Raw genomic sequence first — 13,194 nt, 5'->3', positions numbered from 1 at the left:
GGCCGCCGCGCGTATCGCGTTGCGGCCCTCAGTCTTCCTGACAGGCGCGGAACAGCGGTTGCGCCTCGCCATCCTCGGCGATCCAGTCGAGCATCGCGCCGTGGCCCTTTGTCCACCACACATAACCCGCCTCGCCCTCGCCATCCTCGGCGTATCTCGCGCCGTCGGCAGAGCGGATATGGCTCATCACGACGAGCCGTCCCTGCAGGAACAGGGCGACGCGCTGGGGATCGGTGTCGTTGATGTAGGCCGCGTGCACTTCCGCGCCGCGCTCGCAATGATAGGTGACGGTCACCACCGGCTCTACCGTATCGCCGGTCGTCGGGTTGAGCGGCTCAAGCCGCTCGACGGGCGTGTCGTGTTGCCCCGATGGCACCGCCGCATCCTGCGCCTCCACCGGCCCCGTCAGCGCGGCGCCGGCGAGCAACGCGCCAAATAGCGTCCGTCTCACGCGTCGTCCTCGACCCGGTCGGCGAGCGACTCCGCGCGTGCGGCGATCTCGGCCAGCGTCTCGGTCACTTCGGGCGGCAGGATCGGCACTTCGACATGGGCCGGGTTCGACTGCAATTCGTCGATCTTCGCCTGCAATTCGCCAAGACGGTTCATCGCGTCGCGCAGCTGATCCTCGATGCCCGCAGCCTTGTCGGCCAGCATCAGCCCCGACATCAACAGCATCCGGTTCTCGGGCACGCGCCCGATCTGGCCCAGAAGCACCTGCGCCTCGCTGTCGAGCATCCCGGCAGCCGAGCGCAGGAAATGTTCTTCACCCTCTTGGCAGGCGACCTGAAAATCGCGGCCGCCGACGGAAATCGTCACCTCAGGCATCGGTCCCCTCCTCGCGGCTCGCCGCTTCGATGATCGGGTCGAGACCCGCGATGATCTGTTCAAGCTCGGCGCTTTCGCCGTCGCGCGCGGCGCGCAGGCTTTGCAACTCGGCCATCAGCGCCTCGTCGGAGAAGGCCACGCCCTCGTCCATCAGCTTGCGATTGGCCGCGACCAGCGCCGCGTTGGCTTGCTTGAGGGCAGCGACCTCCTTGAAGGCAGATTCCTGCGCCCGGACGGCGGCGCCGTATTTGCGCTCCATCGCGCCCAGCGTGGTGTCCTGTTTCTCGCGGATCGCGCGGACGCGTTCGGAGAGTTGTGCGTTCGCTTCCTGCTCCGCGGCGAGCGCGGCTTTCAGTTCGGCCACCTCCGCCGGATCTGCGACAACTTCGGGCGGCGGCTCCGGTACCGGGGGCAGTTCCGCCTCGGCGGCCTCCAGCTCGGTTTGCTGCGCTGCGGATTGCGCTGCCTTGGCCTGCATTGCCTCGCGCTGCTTGAGCGCTTCGACCCCGCGCCCGATCCGTTCGAGCGCGAAAGCGATGCGGCGTTCGTATTCGGCGATATCACTCATGCACGCCTCCTCGTCCTCATGTTTTTCGCTTGCCATGGCCGAATCGCGGCCCGGCTGCGGATTTCGATCAGTCTAACCCTTTGCGACAGGGCAAGCCCACCCTTTTGCCCCAAGCACTTGTGGGCCACGCTTGATCTCGGGCCGATCCCTGCTATCAGGGGCGCGGACCCATCCAACTGCTGCCCCGCGAAAGGACGTTTCATGGAAATCGAAGAGCTGCGCGCCGCCCATCCTGAGCATTGGAAACTTGCCTCCGCGATCCGCGCATTGGCGATGGATGCGGTGCAGGCCGCCAATTCCGGTCACCCCGGCATGCCGATGGGTATGGCCGACGTGGCGACCGTTCTGTTCCAGAACCACCTGAAATTCGACGTGAAGAACCCGAAATGGGCTGACCGCGACCGCTTCATCCTTTCGGCCGGCCACGGCTCGATGCTGATCTATTCGCTGCTCTATCTCTGCGGCGATGAGCAGGTCACGCTCGACCAGATCAAGAACTTCCGCCAGTCGGGCGCGCTGACCGCGGGCCACCCCGAGAATTTCCTGCTCGACGCGGTGGAAACCACCACCGGGCCGCTCGGCCAGGGCCTCGCGACCTCGGTCGGCATGGCCATCGCCGAAGAGGCGTTGCGCGCGCAATGGGGCAAGAAGCTCGTCGATCACCGGACCTGGGTCATCGCAGGCGACGGCTGCCTGATGGAAGGCATCAGCCAGGAGGCCATCGGCCTTGCCGGGATGCAGGAACTGTCGAACCTGATCGTGCTGTGGGACAACAACGACATCACCATCGACGGCCGCGTGTCGATGTCGGACAAGACCGACCAGCGCAAGCGCTTCGAGGCGTCGGGCTGGACTGTCTTCGCCTGTGACGGCCACGATCCGGTTGCCATCGATGAGGCGCTGACCAAGGCGAAGCAAGCCAAGGGTCCGGTTCTGGTCGACTGCAAGACCATCATCGGCTTCGGCGCACCCACCAAGGCCGACAGCTACTCCGCCCACGGCTCACCGCTGGGCGACGAGGAGATCGCGCGCACCAAGGCGATCTACGGTTGGGATCACGGCCCGTTCGAAATCCCCGCCGACGTGAAGTCGCAATGGGAAGCGATCGGCACCCGCGGCGCAGCAGAGCGCGCCGAATGGGAGGAGCGCTTCGGCAAGCTCTCGGCGGCCAAGCAGGCCGAGTTCACGCGCATCATGGAAGGCGGCGTCTCGAAGAAGCTGACCGGCGCGATCCGCAAGTTCAAGAAGGAACAGGCCGAGGCCAAACCGAAGGTCGCGACCCGCAAGGCGTCCGAAATGGTTCTGGGCGTGATCAACGCCGCCTGCCCCGAGACCATCGGCGGCTCGGCCGACCTCACCGGCTCGAACCTCACGAAGTCGAAGGACATGACGGTCTTCAACGCGGAGAACCGCAAGGGTCGCTACATCCACTACGGCATCCGCGAGCATGGCATGGCCGCCGCGATGAACGGTCAGTGGCTGCATGGCGGCGTGCGCCCTTATGGCGGCACGTTCTTCTGCTTCACCGACTACGCGCGCGGCGCGATGCGTCTCTCGGCTCTGATGAAAGTGCCGACCGTCTATGTCATGACCCATGACTCGATCGGTCTGGGCGAAGATGGCCCGACGCACCAGCCGGTCGAGCATCTCGCGATTTGCCGCGCGACGCCGAACACGCTGACCTTCCGCCCCGCCGATGTCATCGAGACCGCCGAGGCGTGGGAAATCGCGATGAACCAAGAGGGCACCCCCTCGGTTCTGGCGCTGTCGCGTCAGGGTCTGCCGACGCTGCGCACCGAGTACAAGCCGCAGAACCTCACCGCGCGCGGCGCCTATGTTCTGGCCGAAGCCGATGGCAAGCGTCAGGTGATCCTGATGGCGACCGGCTCGGAAGTGGAAATCGCGCTGAAAGCTCGCGAGATGCTGCAGAAGGAAGCGATCGGTACCCGTGTCGTCTCGATGCCCTGCATGGAGCTGTTCGCCGAGCAGGACGAGGGCTACCGCAAGCGCGTGCTGCCGCCGAACTCGGTCCGCGTGGCGGTCGAGGCCGCCGTGCGCCAGCCGTGGGACCGCTGGCTTCTGGGTGAGCGTGGCCGCGAGGCGAAAGCCGGCTTCGTGGGCATGGAGGGCTTCGGCGCCTCCGCCCCGGCAGGCGAGCTTTACGAGAAGTTCGGGATCACCCCCGAGGCCGTGGCCGAGAAGGTCAAGAGCCTCCTCTGATGGCTCTGCCCGGGTTGAAAGCGACAGCGAGGGGGCCCGGCGTGGCCCCCTCTTTGCTTCCCGAGGGCGATCGCCCCGGGATGGGGATCGCGCTGATGCTCGGCGCGTTCTCGATGCTGACTCTGATGGACGCTTTCGCGAAACTTCTCGGGCAAGGTTACCACCCGCTTCTGATCGTCTGGGCGCGCTTCGCGGTGAATGCCGCCGTGCTGGCGGTCATCTATCGCGGCAGCCTGCCGCGCAGGCTTCGCAGCGCACAGCCGAAGTTCCAACTGGGCCGGGCCTTGTTCCAGATGGGTGCGATCGTTTCGTTCTTCTACGCGCTGAAACATGTCCCGCTGGCCACCGCGACCGCGCTTGGCGATCTGAACCCCGTGATCGTGACGCTCGGCGCCGCCCTGTTTCTGGGCGAGCGGCTGGGCCCACACCGCATCTTCGGCATCGCGGCCGCGTTCATCGGCGCGATGATCATCCTGCGCCCGGGTTTCGCGGGCTTTCATCCGGCAGCACTGTTGGCGCTACTCGCCGCCTTCAGCTTCGCGGGCGCGGTGCTGCTGACGCGCTACCTGCGCGGCGATAGCGCGGCCACCTCGCAGCTCTGGTCCGCCTATACCGGGCTTGCGCTTTCCTCGCTCGCCCTGCCCTTCATATGGCAGCCGATCGCGCTCTCCGATCTGTGGGTTTTCCTCGGCCTCGGGCTTGCGGGTAGCCTCTCGCAATTTCTGCTGATCCGCGCCTTCGCGCTGGCCGAGGCCTCGACGCTGGCACCGTTCGGCTATTCGGGTCTGCTGTTCGCGTCCTTCTGGGGCTGGCTGATGTTCGGACAGTTTCCCGACGGGTTCACGATCGCCGGGGCGCTTGTGATCGTAGGGGCTGGCCTCTATGTCTGGTCGCGTGAGCGCCGAGCTGCGCGCCAAGCCAGAGCCTGACACCCGACACGATGAAGTACCGCGAACCCACCTTGTCCGACCGCGTCTCGAATGCCCTTTTCGTGGCGGTGATGCGGCTGGTCCAGCGGCTACCGTACGAGCGGCGCATCCCGGCGGCGGGGCGGATGGTGGCGCGGCTCGCGCCGGTCCTTGGCTTCACCCGCAAAATCCGCGAGAACCTGGCGATCGCCTGTCCTGATCTGTCCGAGGACGAGATCAAGCGGCTGCAGCGCGAGATGCCCGACAATCTGGGCCGCATGTTGGCGGAGATCTATTCCGGCGAAGAATTCGTGGCCCGCGTGCGCGATCTGCCGATCGAAGGCCCCGGGGCCGAGACGCTGGAAGCCGCCCATCGCGAGGGGCGTCCGGTCGTTCTGGCTGCGGGCCATTTCGGCAATTACGACGCGTGGCGCGCGGCGCTTGCAGGGCGCGGCTACCGGGTCGGCGCGATCTACCGCCCGATGAACAACCCGCTCTTCAACGAACAATATGTCTCGACCATTTCCGCCATCGCCGAGCCGCTGTTCTCGCGCTCGCGCCGGGGTTTGGGCGACATGATAAAGTTCCTGCGCGATGGCGGGATGGTCGCCTTCGGCTTCGATCAGCATTTCAGCAAGGGCGCGGAATTGAGCTTCTTCGGCCTGCCCGCCTTCACACCTCTGTCTGCGGCGGAAATGGCGCTGAAGATGAAGGCCGATCTGGTGCCGATCTACGCGATCCGCCAGCCCGACGGGCTCAGCTTCAGGATCTACGCTGACAAGCCCGTGCCACATACCGACCCCGAAACGATGACCCAGACCCTCAATGACGGGCTGGAGGAGATGATCCTCAAGCACATGGAGCAATGGCTCTGGATTCATCGCCGCTGGAAGGGGAAACGCAAATAAGAAAAGGCGCGCGAGATTTTCTCGCGCGCCTTTTTGGCCTCTCGGACCGGCTCAGTTGCCGCGCTGGATCCGCTCCATCAGCGCGCCGGTTTCCTCCGCCGGAAGTGCCGCGCGCAGCGCGAACCAGATCACGACCAGCGACCACACCGCGACGAGGGCCATCCCACCCCAGAAGTTCAGCACCCCCAGCGCGTGATCCGAAGTGCCGAGCGCGGTGATGATCCAGAGCCCGCCGAACCACAGCGCGAGCCAGCCGATATGGCGCCAGCCGAACTCGGGGGCGGATTTCTTCTGCACGACGTGGAACACGAGCGCGTAGATGGCGAAGCCCACGAGCAGCATCCCGAACAGGATCGAGTCGGTGTAGAACCCGGTCCAGTAGATCACGAGGTTCGAGGCAATGAAGGCCAGTGGTGCAAGGAACTCCGCCCCTTTCAGACGGAACGCACGCTCGGCATCGGGCTGCGACCGGCGCAGCACCATCAGCACGATCGGACCAAGGCCATAAGTCAGAACCGTGATCGAGCTGATATAGCCCACCAGCAATTGCCACGCCGGGAAGGGCAGCAGGAAGAAAACGCCCACGGCCCACATCACCGCAACCGCCAGCCACGGCACGCCGTGACGGGTGGTATGCGTCAGCGCGCTCGGCCCGCTATCGGTATCGCCCACGGCATAGAGGATGCGCGAGCCGCCAGTGACGTAGATCAGCCCCGTCCCGCCGGGCGAGATATAGGCGTCCACGTAGAGGAGCAGCGCCAGCCAGCCCATGCCGAGCGTCGCGGCGAGACCGGCGAAGGGACCCGCGGAACCTTTGAAGCTCAGAGACGACCAGCCATTCGCCAGATCGCCCTTCGAGAGGGCCATGATGAAGGCCACTTGCAGCAGGATATAGACGATCGCGGCAAGAATGACCGAGCCGATCACCGCCATCGGGATATTGCGACCGGGATTGGCGCTCTCGCCGCCCAAGTCGATCGCCGTGCGAAAGCCGAGGAACGAGAACACGATCCCTGCGGCCGGAATCGCGGTGAACATGCCTTGCGCCTTGTAGGTACCCGGAGCCGCATGCCAGACACCCCAATGGGACGAAGCCGCGATCAGGCCGACCACGGTGATCAGAGGCACCGCGATCTTCCACCACGTCACCGTATTGTTAACCTTCAGCAGCGCCTTGATCGCCAGCAGGTTCAGCAGCGCCAGAACGCTCAGGAGAAGCGCGGAGGTGATGAAGCCCACCAGCGTCAGCGTGCCCGTCCCGTCTCCGCGCAGAAAATAGGGCAGGTAATTGTTCGCATAGGTCACGATCCCCTCGGCCTCGACCGCAGGCACCGGCGCATAGCTGAGAAACAGCATCCAGCCCCAGAGCCTGCCCAAGGTCGCACCGTGGCTCGCGTGGCTCATATGGACCAGCGCGCCGGATTTCGAGAACATCGTGGAGAGTTCGGCGAAGCACAGCGCGATCAGCATGATGATCGCCGCCCCGACCACCCAGGACCAGACCGAGAGCGGCCCAGCGATTTTCGAGGCGTGATAGGCCCCGAAGAGCCAGCCCGAGCCGATCATCGACGTCGTGGAGGCGAAGAGCAGCCCGATGACCCCGGCGTCCCGCCGCAGCTTGCCTCCTCCCGCCATCGTTTCGGTTGATGCCATTGGTGAATCCCCTGTTTCTTATTGATCACAGGAGTTCAACTAGGGCGCGATCTCGCCAACCGGAGCGATTACACGGGCTTGTGGCGGAACGCGATCACGCGTGAAATCCGCAGTCAGCCTTAGCGCAGAAATTTCTGGGCGAGCTTCGCCATGCGTCCGCTGCGATAGGGCGGCATCAGCATCGCAAGCGGCGCGAAACGGTTCTCGAGCACGGGTTTGAGATGAGTGAATGCCTCGAAGCCCCAATGGCCATGCGCCGCACCCACGCCCGAATTGCCGATCCCGCCGAAGGGCAGGTTCTGGTGCAGGTAATGAACCAGCGCGACATTGATGCCCACCGCGCCGGAACTGGTTGCGCGGCGCAATCGGTCGATCAAGCCGCGGTCGCGCTCGAAGATGTAAAGGGCGAGCGGCTTCGGCCCGGCCTCGATCCGCGTCACCACATCCACCGCATCGTCGAAGGGAATGACCGGCAGGACGGGACCGAAAATCTCTTCCTGCTCGACCGTCATCGACGGATCGGTGCCCATCAGGACGGTCGGCGCGATATAGCGGCTCTGCGCCTCACCGGTTGCGCCGGTCAGCGCCTTTGCGCCCGCTGACTGCGCGCTCTCGATCATGCCCATGAGCCGGGCGAAATGATCCGGGTTGATGATCCGCGCGAGATCGCGCGTGGCCGCCTGCGCCTCTTCCGTCTTGCCATACATCCGCGCAATCGCGGCTTTCAGCTCGGCCAGGAACGGGGCTTCGATCTGCTTGGCGACATAGACGTGATCGGGGGCGATGCAAGTCTGACCGGCATTCGCGAACTTGCCCCAGGCGATCATCCGCGCGGCCTTTTTCAGGTCGGCGCCGGGGCCGACGATGACCGGGGATTTGCCGCCCAGCTCCAGCGTCACAGAGGTGAGATGCTTCGCCGCCGCCGCCATCACGATCTTGCCCACTCGCGGCGAGCCCGTGAAGAAAATATGATCGAAAGGTTGCTCTAGCAGTTCCTGACTGACCTCGACCCCGCCCTGCACCACACGCACGAGATCGGCAGGTAGCGCCTCGTCGACGATCTGCGCGATCACGGCGGCGCTGGCCGGGGCCAGCTCTGAGGGTTTGACGATCGCGGCACAGCCCGCCGCGATGGCCGAAACCAGCGGCCCGAGCGACAGCGCCAGCGGGTAGTTCCACGGCGCGATGATCAGCGCGGTGCCCTTCGGCTCCGGCACGATCCGCGCGCGGGTGCCCAACATCGCACGGGTCGGGCGCACCCGACGCACTTTCGTCCACGTTTTCAGATTGCGCAACGCGTGCGAAATCTCCGCCTGAACGGGCAGGATCTCGGTCAGGCGAATTTCGGCCTCGGGCTTGGCGAAATCCTCCGCCAGCGCGGCGAGGATCTCCGCCTCGCAATCATGGATCGCGCGCGAGAGCGCCTGCAGCGCCGCGCGCCGTTGCGCCGGATCGAAAGCCATGCGGCGCTGCGGGTTGCCCGCCGCTAGGTCGACGAAAATCTGCGCCGGGGTCTTGAAACTGCGATGATCCATCGAGGCTCCTTTGTCGCGCATCTCACCGCGCGGGACGGGAATTGGCAAGCGGCAGCGCGGCTTAGCGCGCGCGACGCAGCGGCAGGGACAGCACGAAAAGCACAGCGGAGGCCGCCACGATCGACGGACCCGCAGGCGTGTCGAACTGCAACGAGCCCCAAAGCCCGAGCAGCACCGAGGCGATCCCCACCCCGGTCGCGCCCGCCGCCATCGCCTCCGGCCCGCGCGCGAATTGCCGCGCCGTAGCTGCCGGGACGATCAACAGCGCCGCGATCAGAAGCGCACCGACGATCTTGATCGCCACCGCCACGGTCAGCGCCAGCGCGATGGTCAATGCCATCTGCTCGCGTCGCGGGTCGAGCCCGGAAGACATCGCCAGCTCGTCATTGATCGTCGCGGTCAGCAGCCCCTGCCAGCGCCATGCCAGCAGCGCTGCGACCACTGCGGCCCCGCCCCAGACCACGGCCAGATCGCTGCGCGACACGGCGAGTATGTCGCCGAACAGCCAAGCCGACAGATCGACCCGCAGCCCCGATTGCAGCGACGCCGCGACGAGGCCGAAGGCCAGCGCGGAATGGGCGAGCACCCCCAAGAGCGTGTCCATCGCATGGCCGCGCCCCGAGAGCCGCGCGACGGTGAGCGCCATCGCCAGCGCCACGCCAAGCGTGCCGAGATAGACCGAGATGCCGAAGGCGAAGCTAAGTGCCACGCCGAGGATCGCCGCATGGGCGGTCGCATCGCCGAAATAGGCCATGCGCCGCCACACAACGAAAGAGCCCAGAGGCCCGGTCGCGAAAGTCAGGCCGATCCCGGCCAATGCCGCGCGGAAAAGAAAATCGTCAAACATGCGCCTGCCCGTGCGTTTGAGTGCCGTCCTTCGCCGCGTCGTCGGCGTGATCGTGATCGTGGCTGCAGGTTGCGTGATCCGCATGTTCGCCATGATCGTGGCTGTGCTGATAGAGCGCGAAGGCCCCTTGCGTGCCCATCCCGAATAGCGCGCGATATTCCGGCGCCTCGGCCACCACCTTCGGCGTCCCCTGACAGCAGACATGGCCGTTGAGGCAGATCACCCTGTCCGAGGTCGACATCACGACGTGCAGATCGTGACTGACCATCAGCACCGCGCAGCCGGTTTCCTGACGGACCTCCTCGATCAGCTTGTAGAACCCCGCCGTGCCGGGCTGGTCGAGCCCCTGCGTCGGCTCGTCGAGGATCAGGATCTGCGGCTCGGACAGCAGGGCGCGCGCCAGAAGCACACGTTGAAACTGCCCGCCCGAGAGCCGCGAAATCTGCCGCCCGCCGAGATGCGGGACGCCGGTGCGCTCCAAAGCGGCCTCGGCGCGGGCGTTCGAGACGCGCTTGGGTAGCGACAGGAACCGGCGCACGGTCAGCGGCAGGCTCGCATCGACATGCAGCTTTTGCGGGACGTAACCGATCCGCAGCCCGGCCTGACGGTTCACTTTGCCCCGCGCGGCACGCTCCAACCCAATCAGGGCGCGGATCAGCGTCGATTTCCCCGACCCGTTGGGCCCGACGACGGTAACGATCTCGCCGGAGGAAATCGTGAAGTCGACGCCGTGAAGCACCTCGACCTCGCCATGGCGCACGCTCAGACCCTGCGCCGTGATCAACTCGCTCATTGCGCCTCCTCGGCGGCGCAGTTGGGGCAGAGCCCCAGCGCCTCTACGGTGGCCCGCTCGACATGGAAATTCAACCGCTCGGCCGCGCCCTGCAACGCGTGACGCACCTCGTCGGCCCCTTCTTCGGGGCCGGCCTCGGCGACTTCGCCACAGTTGCGGCAGATCAGGAAAACCGGCGCATGTTCTTCGCCCGGGCTCATGCAGGCGGCGAAGGCGTTGAGGCGACGCACGCGATGCGCGAGACCGTGCTCGACAAGGAATTCCAGCGCGCGATAGGCGACGGGCGGCTGCTTGCCGAACCCATCCGCCGCGAGCCGGTCGAGCACCTCGTAGGCCCCCATAGCCCGATGTTCTTCCAGCAGTATTTCCAGTGCACGCTTACGCACAGGAGTCAGCCGCGCGCCCTTTTCGGCGGCGACAGCCTCGGCGCGCGCCAGCGTCGCGCCGGCGCATCGGCTGTGGTCATGCGGCGTGAAAGCCTTTGCGGAAGAGGTCGAAGAACCCACGAGCATGTTACCTTATCACATTTCTTCTTGACGAGTGATTTTATAACATACATTTTCCGCCCCTCAGATCAAGCTGGACAGGAGACATCAGATGCGCCCCACCCTTCCCGTTCTCGTGAGCGCCCTTGCCGCACTGCCCGCCCTCGCCCAAGCCGAGGCGCCCAGTGTCGTGACCGATGTTCCGCCGGTGCAGTCACTCGTCGCGCAGGTGATGGGCGATCTGGGGCAGCCGGAGGTTCTGCTCGGCCAGAATTCCGACGCGCATCACTATCAACTGAAGCCCAGCCAGGCGCGCGATCTGCAAGACGCGGACCTCGTCTTCTGGGTCGGCCCGCGGCTGACGCCGTGGCTCGAACGCGCGATCGACGGCGTGGGAGTGAAGGGCCAGTCGGTCGAATTGCTTCACGCGCCCGGCACGACCCTGCGCAGCTTCTCGGTGCCGGACCCGCATGATCACAGCGTCGACGCCGACGCGGATCACGCCGAGGCCGGGAATGGGGACCACGCCGAAGTCGACCAGATGACCGATCCGCATGCGTGGCTCGACCCCGACAATGCGAAGCTCTGGCTCGGTCTGATCGCCGAAGACCTCTCCAAGGCCGATCCCGAACATGCCGAGACCTACGCGGCCAACTCCGAAGCCACGCAAGCGCGGATCGAGGCGCTCGACGCCAAGCTCAAGGCCGAGTTCGCGCCGGTCGCGGACAAGCCTTTCCTCGTCTATCACGCGGCGTACGGCTATCTCGCCGATCATTACGGGCTGACCATCATGGGCGCGCTTTCCCCAAGCGATGCATCGACCCCGGGGGCCGCCCATCTGGTGAGCCTGCGCGAAGAGGCGTCGGCCAAGGAAGCCGTCTGCGCCTTCCCGGAAGCGAACCACGACCCGAAAATGGTCGAAGTCCTCGTCGATGGGACGCCGGTGAGGCTCGGCAAGTCGCTCGATCCTTCCGGCACCGCGCTGACCTATGGCCCCGGTCTCTATGAGGACCTGATGCAAGGAATGGCGGACACGATCATCGCCTGCCTGTCGCAGGGTTGATCCCGCACCACCTCCATGCGATCTGATGCGCCATGGCTGATTGGATCGCACTCACGGAAGAATTCGGGCGCTGGCGCGCCGCACATGTGTCGGACGGGGCGGTGACCGACCGCAAAACCGGGCCCGCCGCGCGCCCGCTCTTGCCTGAAGGGGGTGCTGCCATCGTGGCGGCCTCCACTGCAGGCCCTGACCTTCGCGCGCTTCCCTGCACGCCTCGCCCCGACGGAGCGCTGCCGCTAACCGAGATCGGCGGGCAAAGCTACCCCGCCCTGCCCGGCCTCATCCAAGACAGCGACGGCACCGAGATCACGGCCCCCGAGGCCGCCCGAATCGCCGGGATCCTCGCAGGCATCCCGCAATTCGATGGCGTGATCTGGATTTGCGGCGCAAGCGCGATCTGGGCGCATATCTCGGCGGGCGAAGTCGTCAGCGCGATGCGCGCAGGCTCCGCCGCGATGCTGGCCGCGCTCGGCGCACCGCTCGAAGCCGGCGACGGGTTCGACGCAGCTCTCGCCGATACGCTTTCGCGCCCCGAACGCCTCGCCCGCGAATTGGCCCCGCTCAGCCTTGGACGCCACACCCCGCGCGCCGCCGGCGCCGTGCTGGGCGCGGAACTCGCCGCGGCGAAACCGTGGTGGCTGGGCCAGACCGTGCTGGCGCTGTCCTCCGCCTCCGCCCCCGGCTGGTCGGAAATTTGCGCCCGTGGCTTGCAAGCGCAGGGCGCGCAGGTCACTTTGGGCGACGGAGAGGCCGCGCTGATCGCGGGACTGTCCGCGGCGCGCCGGCCCGGCGCGTAACCCGGCGGCAGAGACAGGCGGCAGAGGATGAATGCATGAGTGATACCGAACTGCCCGAAGCCTTCGCCGAACTCGCCCCCCGTTTCGGATTTTCCCGCCCCGCCGGCCGCTGCCTCGGCGCGATCTGGCGCGCGGCTCAAGCGCCCTCGGCCGACGATTTGGTCGCGCAGCTTGGGTTGTCGCGCTCCAACGTCTCGACCGCGTTGAAGGAATTGCGCGATGCGGGCCTCGTGCAGGCGGCCCGGTCCCCCGGCTCGCGCAAGGATTACTTCGTCGCCCCGACCGAGCCGTGGGAACTGGCACGGCTGATGCTGGCGGAGCGCGAACGTCGCGTGATCGGCCCCGCACGTGATCACCTATCCGCCCTCGAGGCCCGCAGCGCCGACCCGCGGGCGGCGGCCTTGTGTGAACTCCTCGACGCGGCCTCGGGCTATATACAGGCGCTGATCCGCCTCGATCCGACCGAACTGGCCCGGCATATCGACCCCGCACGCGGCGGCGGTCAGACCGGGAAACCCGCACCGAAAACCTCCAAGAAGAAAAAGAAAAAAGCCGCGCAGGGATAGGCGCGGCTTTCTCGATTTCAGGGGGA

14 protein-coding genes are annotated in these 13,194 nt (G+C 66.2%); 6 read left to right on the top strand and 8 right to left on the bottom strand.

Annotated features, from left to right (window positions below; all coding sequences use genetic code 11):
- Positions 1-28: 28 nt before the first annotated feature.
- From BMG03_RS07250 to BMG03_RS07240, 3 genes are read right to left on the bottom strand one after another with little or no spacing between them, the layout of a single operon-like run.
- Entirely contained in the window at positions 29-451 is a 423-nt protein-coding gene (locus BMG03_RS07250; RefSeq protein ID WP_077701160.1) for an MliC family protein, read from the bottom strand.
- Positions 448-825, bottom strand: a complete 378-nt coding sequence (locus tag BMG03_RS07245) for a cell division protein ZapA (RefSeq protein WP_075776082.1) — start codon at positions 823-825, stop codon at positions 448-450. Before BMG03_RS07245 ends, BMG03_RS07250 begins: the two co-directional genes overlap by 4 nt.
- Positions 818-1,393: a hypothetical protein gene (locus BMG03_RS07240; RefSeq protein ID WP_075776083.1), complete on the bottom strand. Its 576-nt coding sequence runs from the start codon at positions 1,391-1,393 to the stop codon at positions 818-820. Before BMG03_RS07240 ends, BMG03_RS07245 begins: the two co-directional genes overlap by 8 nt.
- Positions 1,394-1,594: 201 nt before the next feature.
- Between BMG03_RS07240 and tkt the strand changes: the two genes are divergently transcribed.
- From tkt to BMG03_RS07225, 3 genes are read left to right on the top strand one after another with little or no spacing between them, the layout of a single operon-like run.
- Positions 1,595-3,613 (top strand): transketolase, encoded by a 2,019-nt coding sequence (gene tkt / locus BMG03_RS07235; RefSeq protein ID WP_075776084.1) that lies wholly within the window; start codon positions 1,595-1,597, stop codon positions 3,611-3,613.
- Positions 3,614-3,654: 41 nt separating this feature from the next.
- Entirely contained in the window at positions 3,655-4,542 is an 888-nt protein-coding gene (locus BMG03_RS07230; protein WP_158275080.1) for a DMT family transporter, read from the top strand.
- 11 nt (positions 4,543-4,553) lie between these two features.
- Complete coding sequence (locus BMG03_RS07225) at positions 4,554-5,429, top strand: lysophospholipid acyltransferase family protein (RefSeq protein WP_075776085.1); 876 nt, start codon at positions 4,554-4,556, stop codon at positions 5,427-5,429.
- A gap of 51 nt (positions 5,430-5,480) precedes the next feature.
- Here BMG03_RS07225 and BMG03_RS07220 read toward each other — a convergent pair whose 3' ends face one another.
- The 5 genes from BMG03_RS07220 to BMG03_RS07200 all read right to left on the bottom strand — a co-directional run bounded on the left by BMG03_RS07220 (position 5,481) and on the right by BMG03_RS07200 (position 10,763).
- Entirely contained in the window at positions 5,481-7,082 is a 1,602-nt protein-coding gene (locus tag BMG03_RS07220; protein WP_075776086.1) for an APC family permease, read from the bottom strand.
- Between the two features lie 119 nt (positions 7,083-7,201).
- Positions 7,202-8,617, bottom strand: a complete 1,416-nt coding sequence (locus BMG03_RS07215; RefSeq protein ID WP_075776087.1) for an aldehyde dehydrogenase family protein — start codon at positions 8,615-8,617, stop codon at positions 7,202-7,204.
- Between the two features lie 61 nt (positions 8,618-8,678).
- Complete coding sequence (locus BMG03_RS07210) at positions 8,679-9,464, bottom strand: metal ABC transporter permease (protein ID WP_075776088.1); 786 nt, start codon at positions 9,462-9,464, stop codon at positions 8,679-8,681.
- Positions 9,457-10,257 (bottom strand): metal ABC transporter ATP-binding protein, encoded by an 801-nt coding sequence (locus BMG03_RS07205; protein WP_075776089.1) that lies wholly within the window; start codon positions 10,255-10,257, stop codon positions 9,457-9,459. The genes BMG03_RS07210 and BMG03_RS07205 overlap by 8 nt, the downstream gene beginning before the upstream one ends.
- Positions 10,254-10,763, bottom strand: a complete 510-nt coding sequence (locus BMG03_RS07200; RefSeq protein WP_425275166.1) for a Fur family transcriptional regulator — start codon at positions 10,761-10,763, stop codon at positions 10,254-10,256. The genes BMG03_RS07205 and BMG03_RS07200 overlap by 4 nt, the downstream gene beginning before the upstream one ends.
- A gap of 91 nt (positions 10,764-10,854) precedes the next feature.
- Between BMG03_RS07200 and BMG03_RS07195 the strand changes: the two genes are divergently transcribed.
- The 3 genes from BMG03_RS07195 to BMG03_RS07185 are packed head-to-tail and all read left to right on the top strand — an operon-like array spanning position 10,855 to position 13,168.
- Positions 10,855-11,805 carry a zinc ABC transporter substrate-binding protein gene (locus BMG03_RS07195; protein ID WP_075776091.1) on the top strand — a complete coding sequence of 317 codons (951 nt, stop codon included), beginning with the start codon at positions 10,855-10,857 and terminating at the stop codon, positions 11,803-11,805.
- Positions 11,806-11,837: 32 nt separating this feature from the next.
- Entirely contained in the window at positions 11,838-12,602 is a 765-nt protein-coding gene (locus BMG03_RS07190) for a 2-dehydro-3-deoxygalactonokinase (protein ID WP_075776092.1), read from the top strand.
- Positions 12,603-12,637: 35 nt separating this feature from the next.
- On the top strand, positions 12,638-13,168 hold the full coding sequence (locus BMG03_RS07185; RefSeq protein WP_075776093.1) for a GbsR/MarR family transcriptional regulator: 531 nt from the start codon (positions 12,638-12,640) through the stop codon (positions 13,166-13,168).
- Positions 13,169-13,194: the final 26 nt, after the last annotated feature.

Origin of the sequence: Thioclava nitratireducens, assembly GCF_001940525.2 — a bacterium.
Lineage (GTDB): Bacteria > Pseudomonadota > Alphaproteobacteria > Rhodobacterales > Rhodobacteraceae > Thioclava > Thioclava nitratireducens.
This window is presented reverse-complemented; position numbering and strand designations above follow the sequence as displayed.

Excerpts from the sequence above, each read along its gene's own strand:
- BMG03_RS07245 (WP_075776082.1), bottom strand. The coding sequence starts at position 825 with ATGCCTGAGGTGACGATTTCCGTCGGCGGCCGCGATTTTCAGGTCGCC.
- BMG03_RS07240 (WP_075776083.1), bottom strand. The coding sequence starts at position 1,393 with ATGAGTGATATCGCCGAATACGAACGCCGCATCGCTTTCGCGCTCGAA.
- tkt (WP_075776084.1), top strand. The coding sequence starts at position 1,595 with ATGGAAATCGAAGAGCTGCGCGCCGCCCATCCTGAGCATTGGAAACTT.
- BMG03_RS07225 (WP_075776085.1), top strand. The coding sequence starts at position 4,554 with ATGAAGTACCGCGAACCCACCTTGTCCGACCGCGTCTCGAATGCCCTT.
- BMG03_RS07220 (WP_075776086.1), bottom strand. The coding sequence starts at position 7,082 with ATGGCATCAACCGAAACGATGGCGGGAGGAGGCAAGCTGCGGCGGGAC.
- BMG03_RS07215 (WP_075776087.1), bottom strand. The coding sequence starts at position 8,617 with ATGGATCATCGCAGTTTCAAGACCCCGGCGCAGATTTTCGTCGACCTA.
- BMG03_RS07210 (WP_075776088.1), bottom strand. The coding sequence starts at position 9,464 with ATGTTTGACGATTTTCTTTTCCGCGCGGCATTGGCCGGGATCGGCCTG.
- BMG03_RS07205 (WP_075776089.1), bottom strand. The coding sequence starts at position 10,257 with ATGAGCGAGTTGATCACGGCGCAGGGTCTGAGCGTGCGCCATGGCGAG.
- BMG03_RS07195 (WP_075776091.1), top strand. The coding sequence starts at position 10,855 with ATGCGCCCCACCCTTCCCGTTCTCGTGAGCGCCCTTGCCGCACTGCCC.
- BMG03_RS07190 (WP_075776092.1), top strand. The coding sequence starts at position 11,838 with ATGGCTGATTGGATCGCACTCACGGAAGAATTCGGGCGCTGGCGCGCC.
- BMG03_RS07185 (WP_075776093.1), top strand. The coding sequence starts at position 12,638 with ATGAGTGATACCGAACTGCCCGAAGCCTTCGCCGAACTCGCCCCCCGT.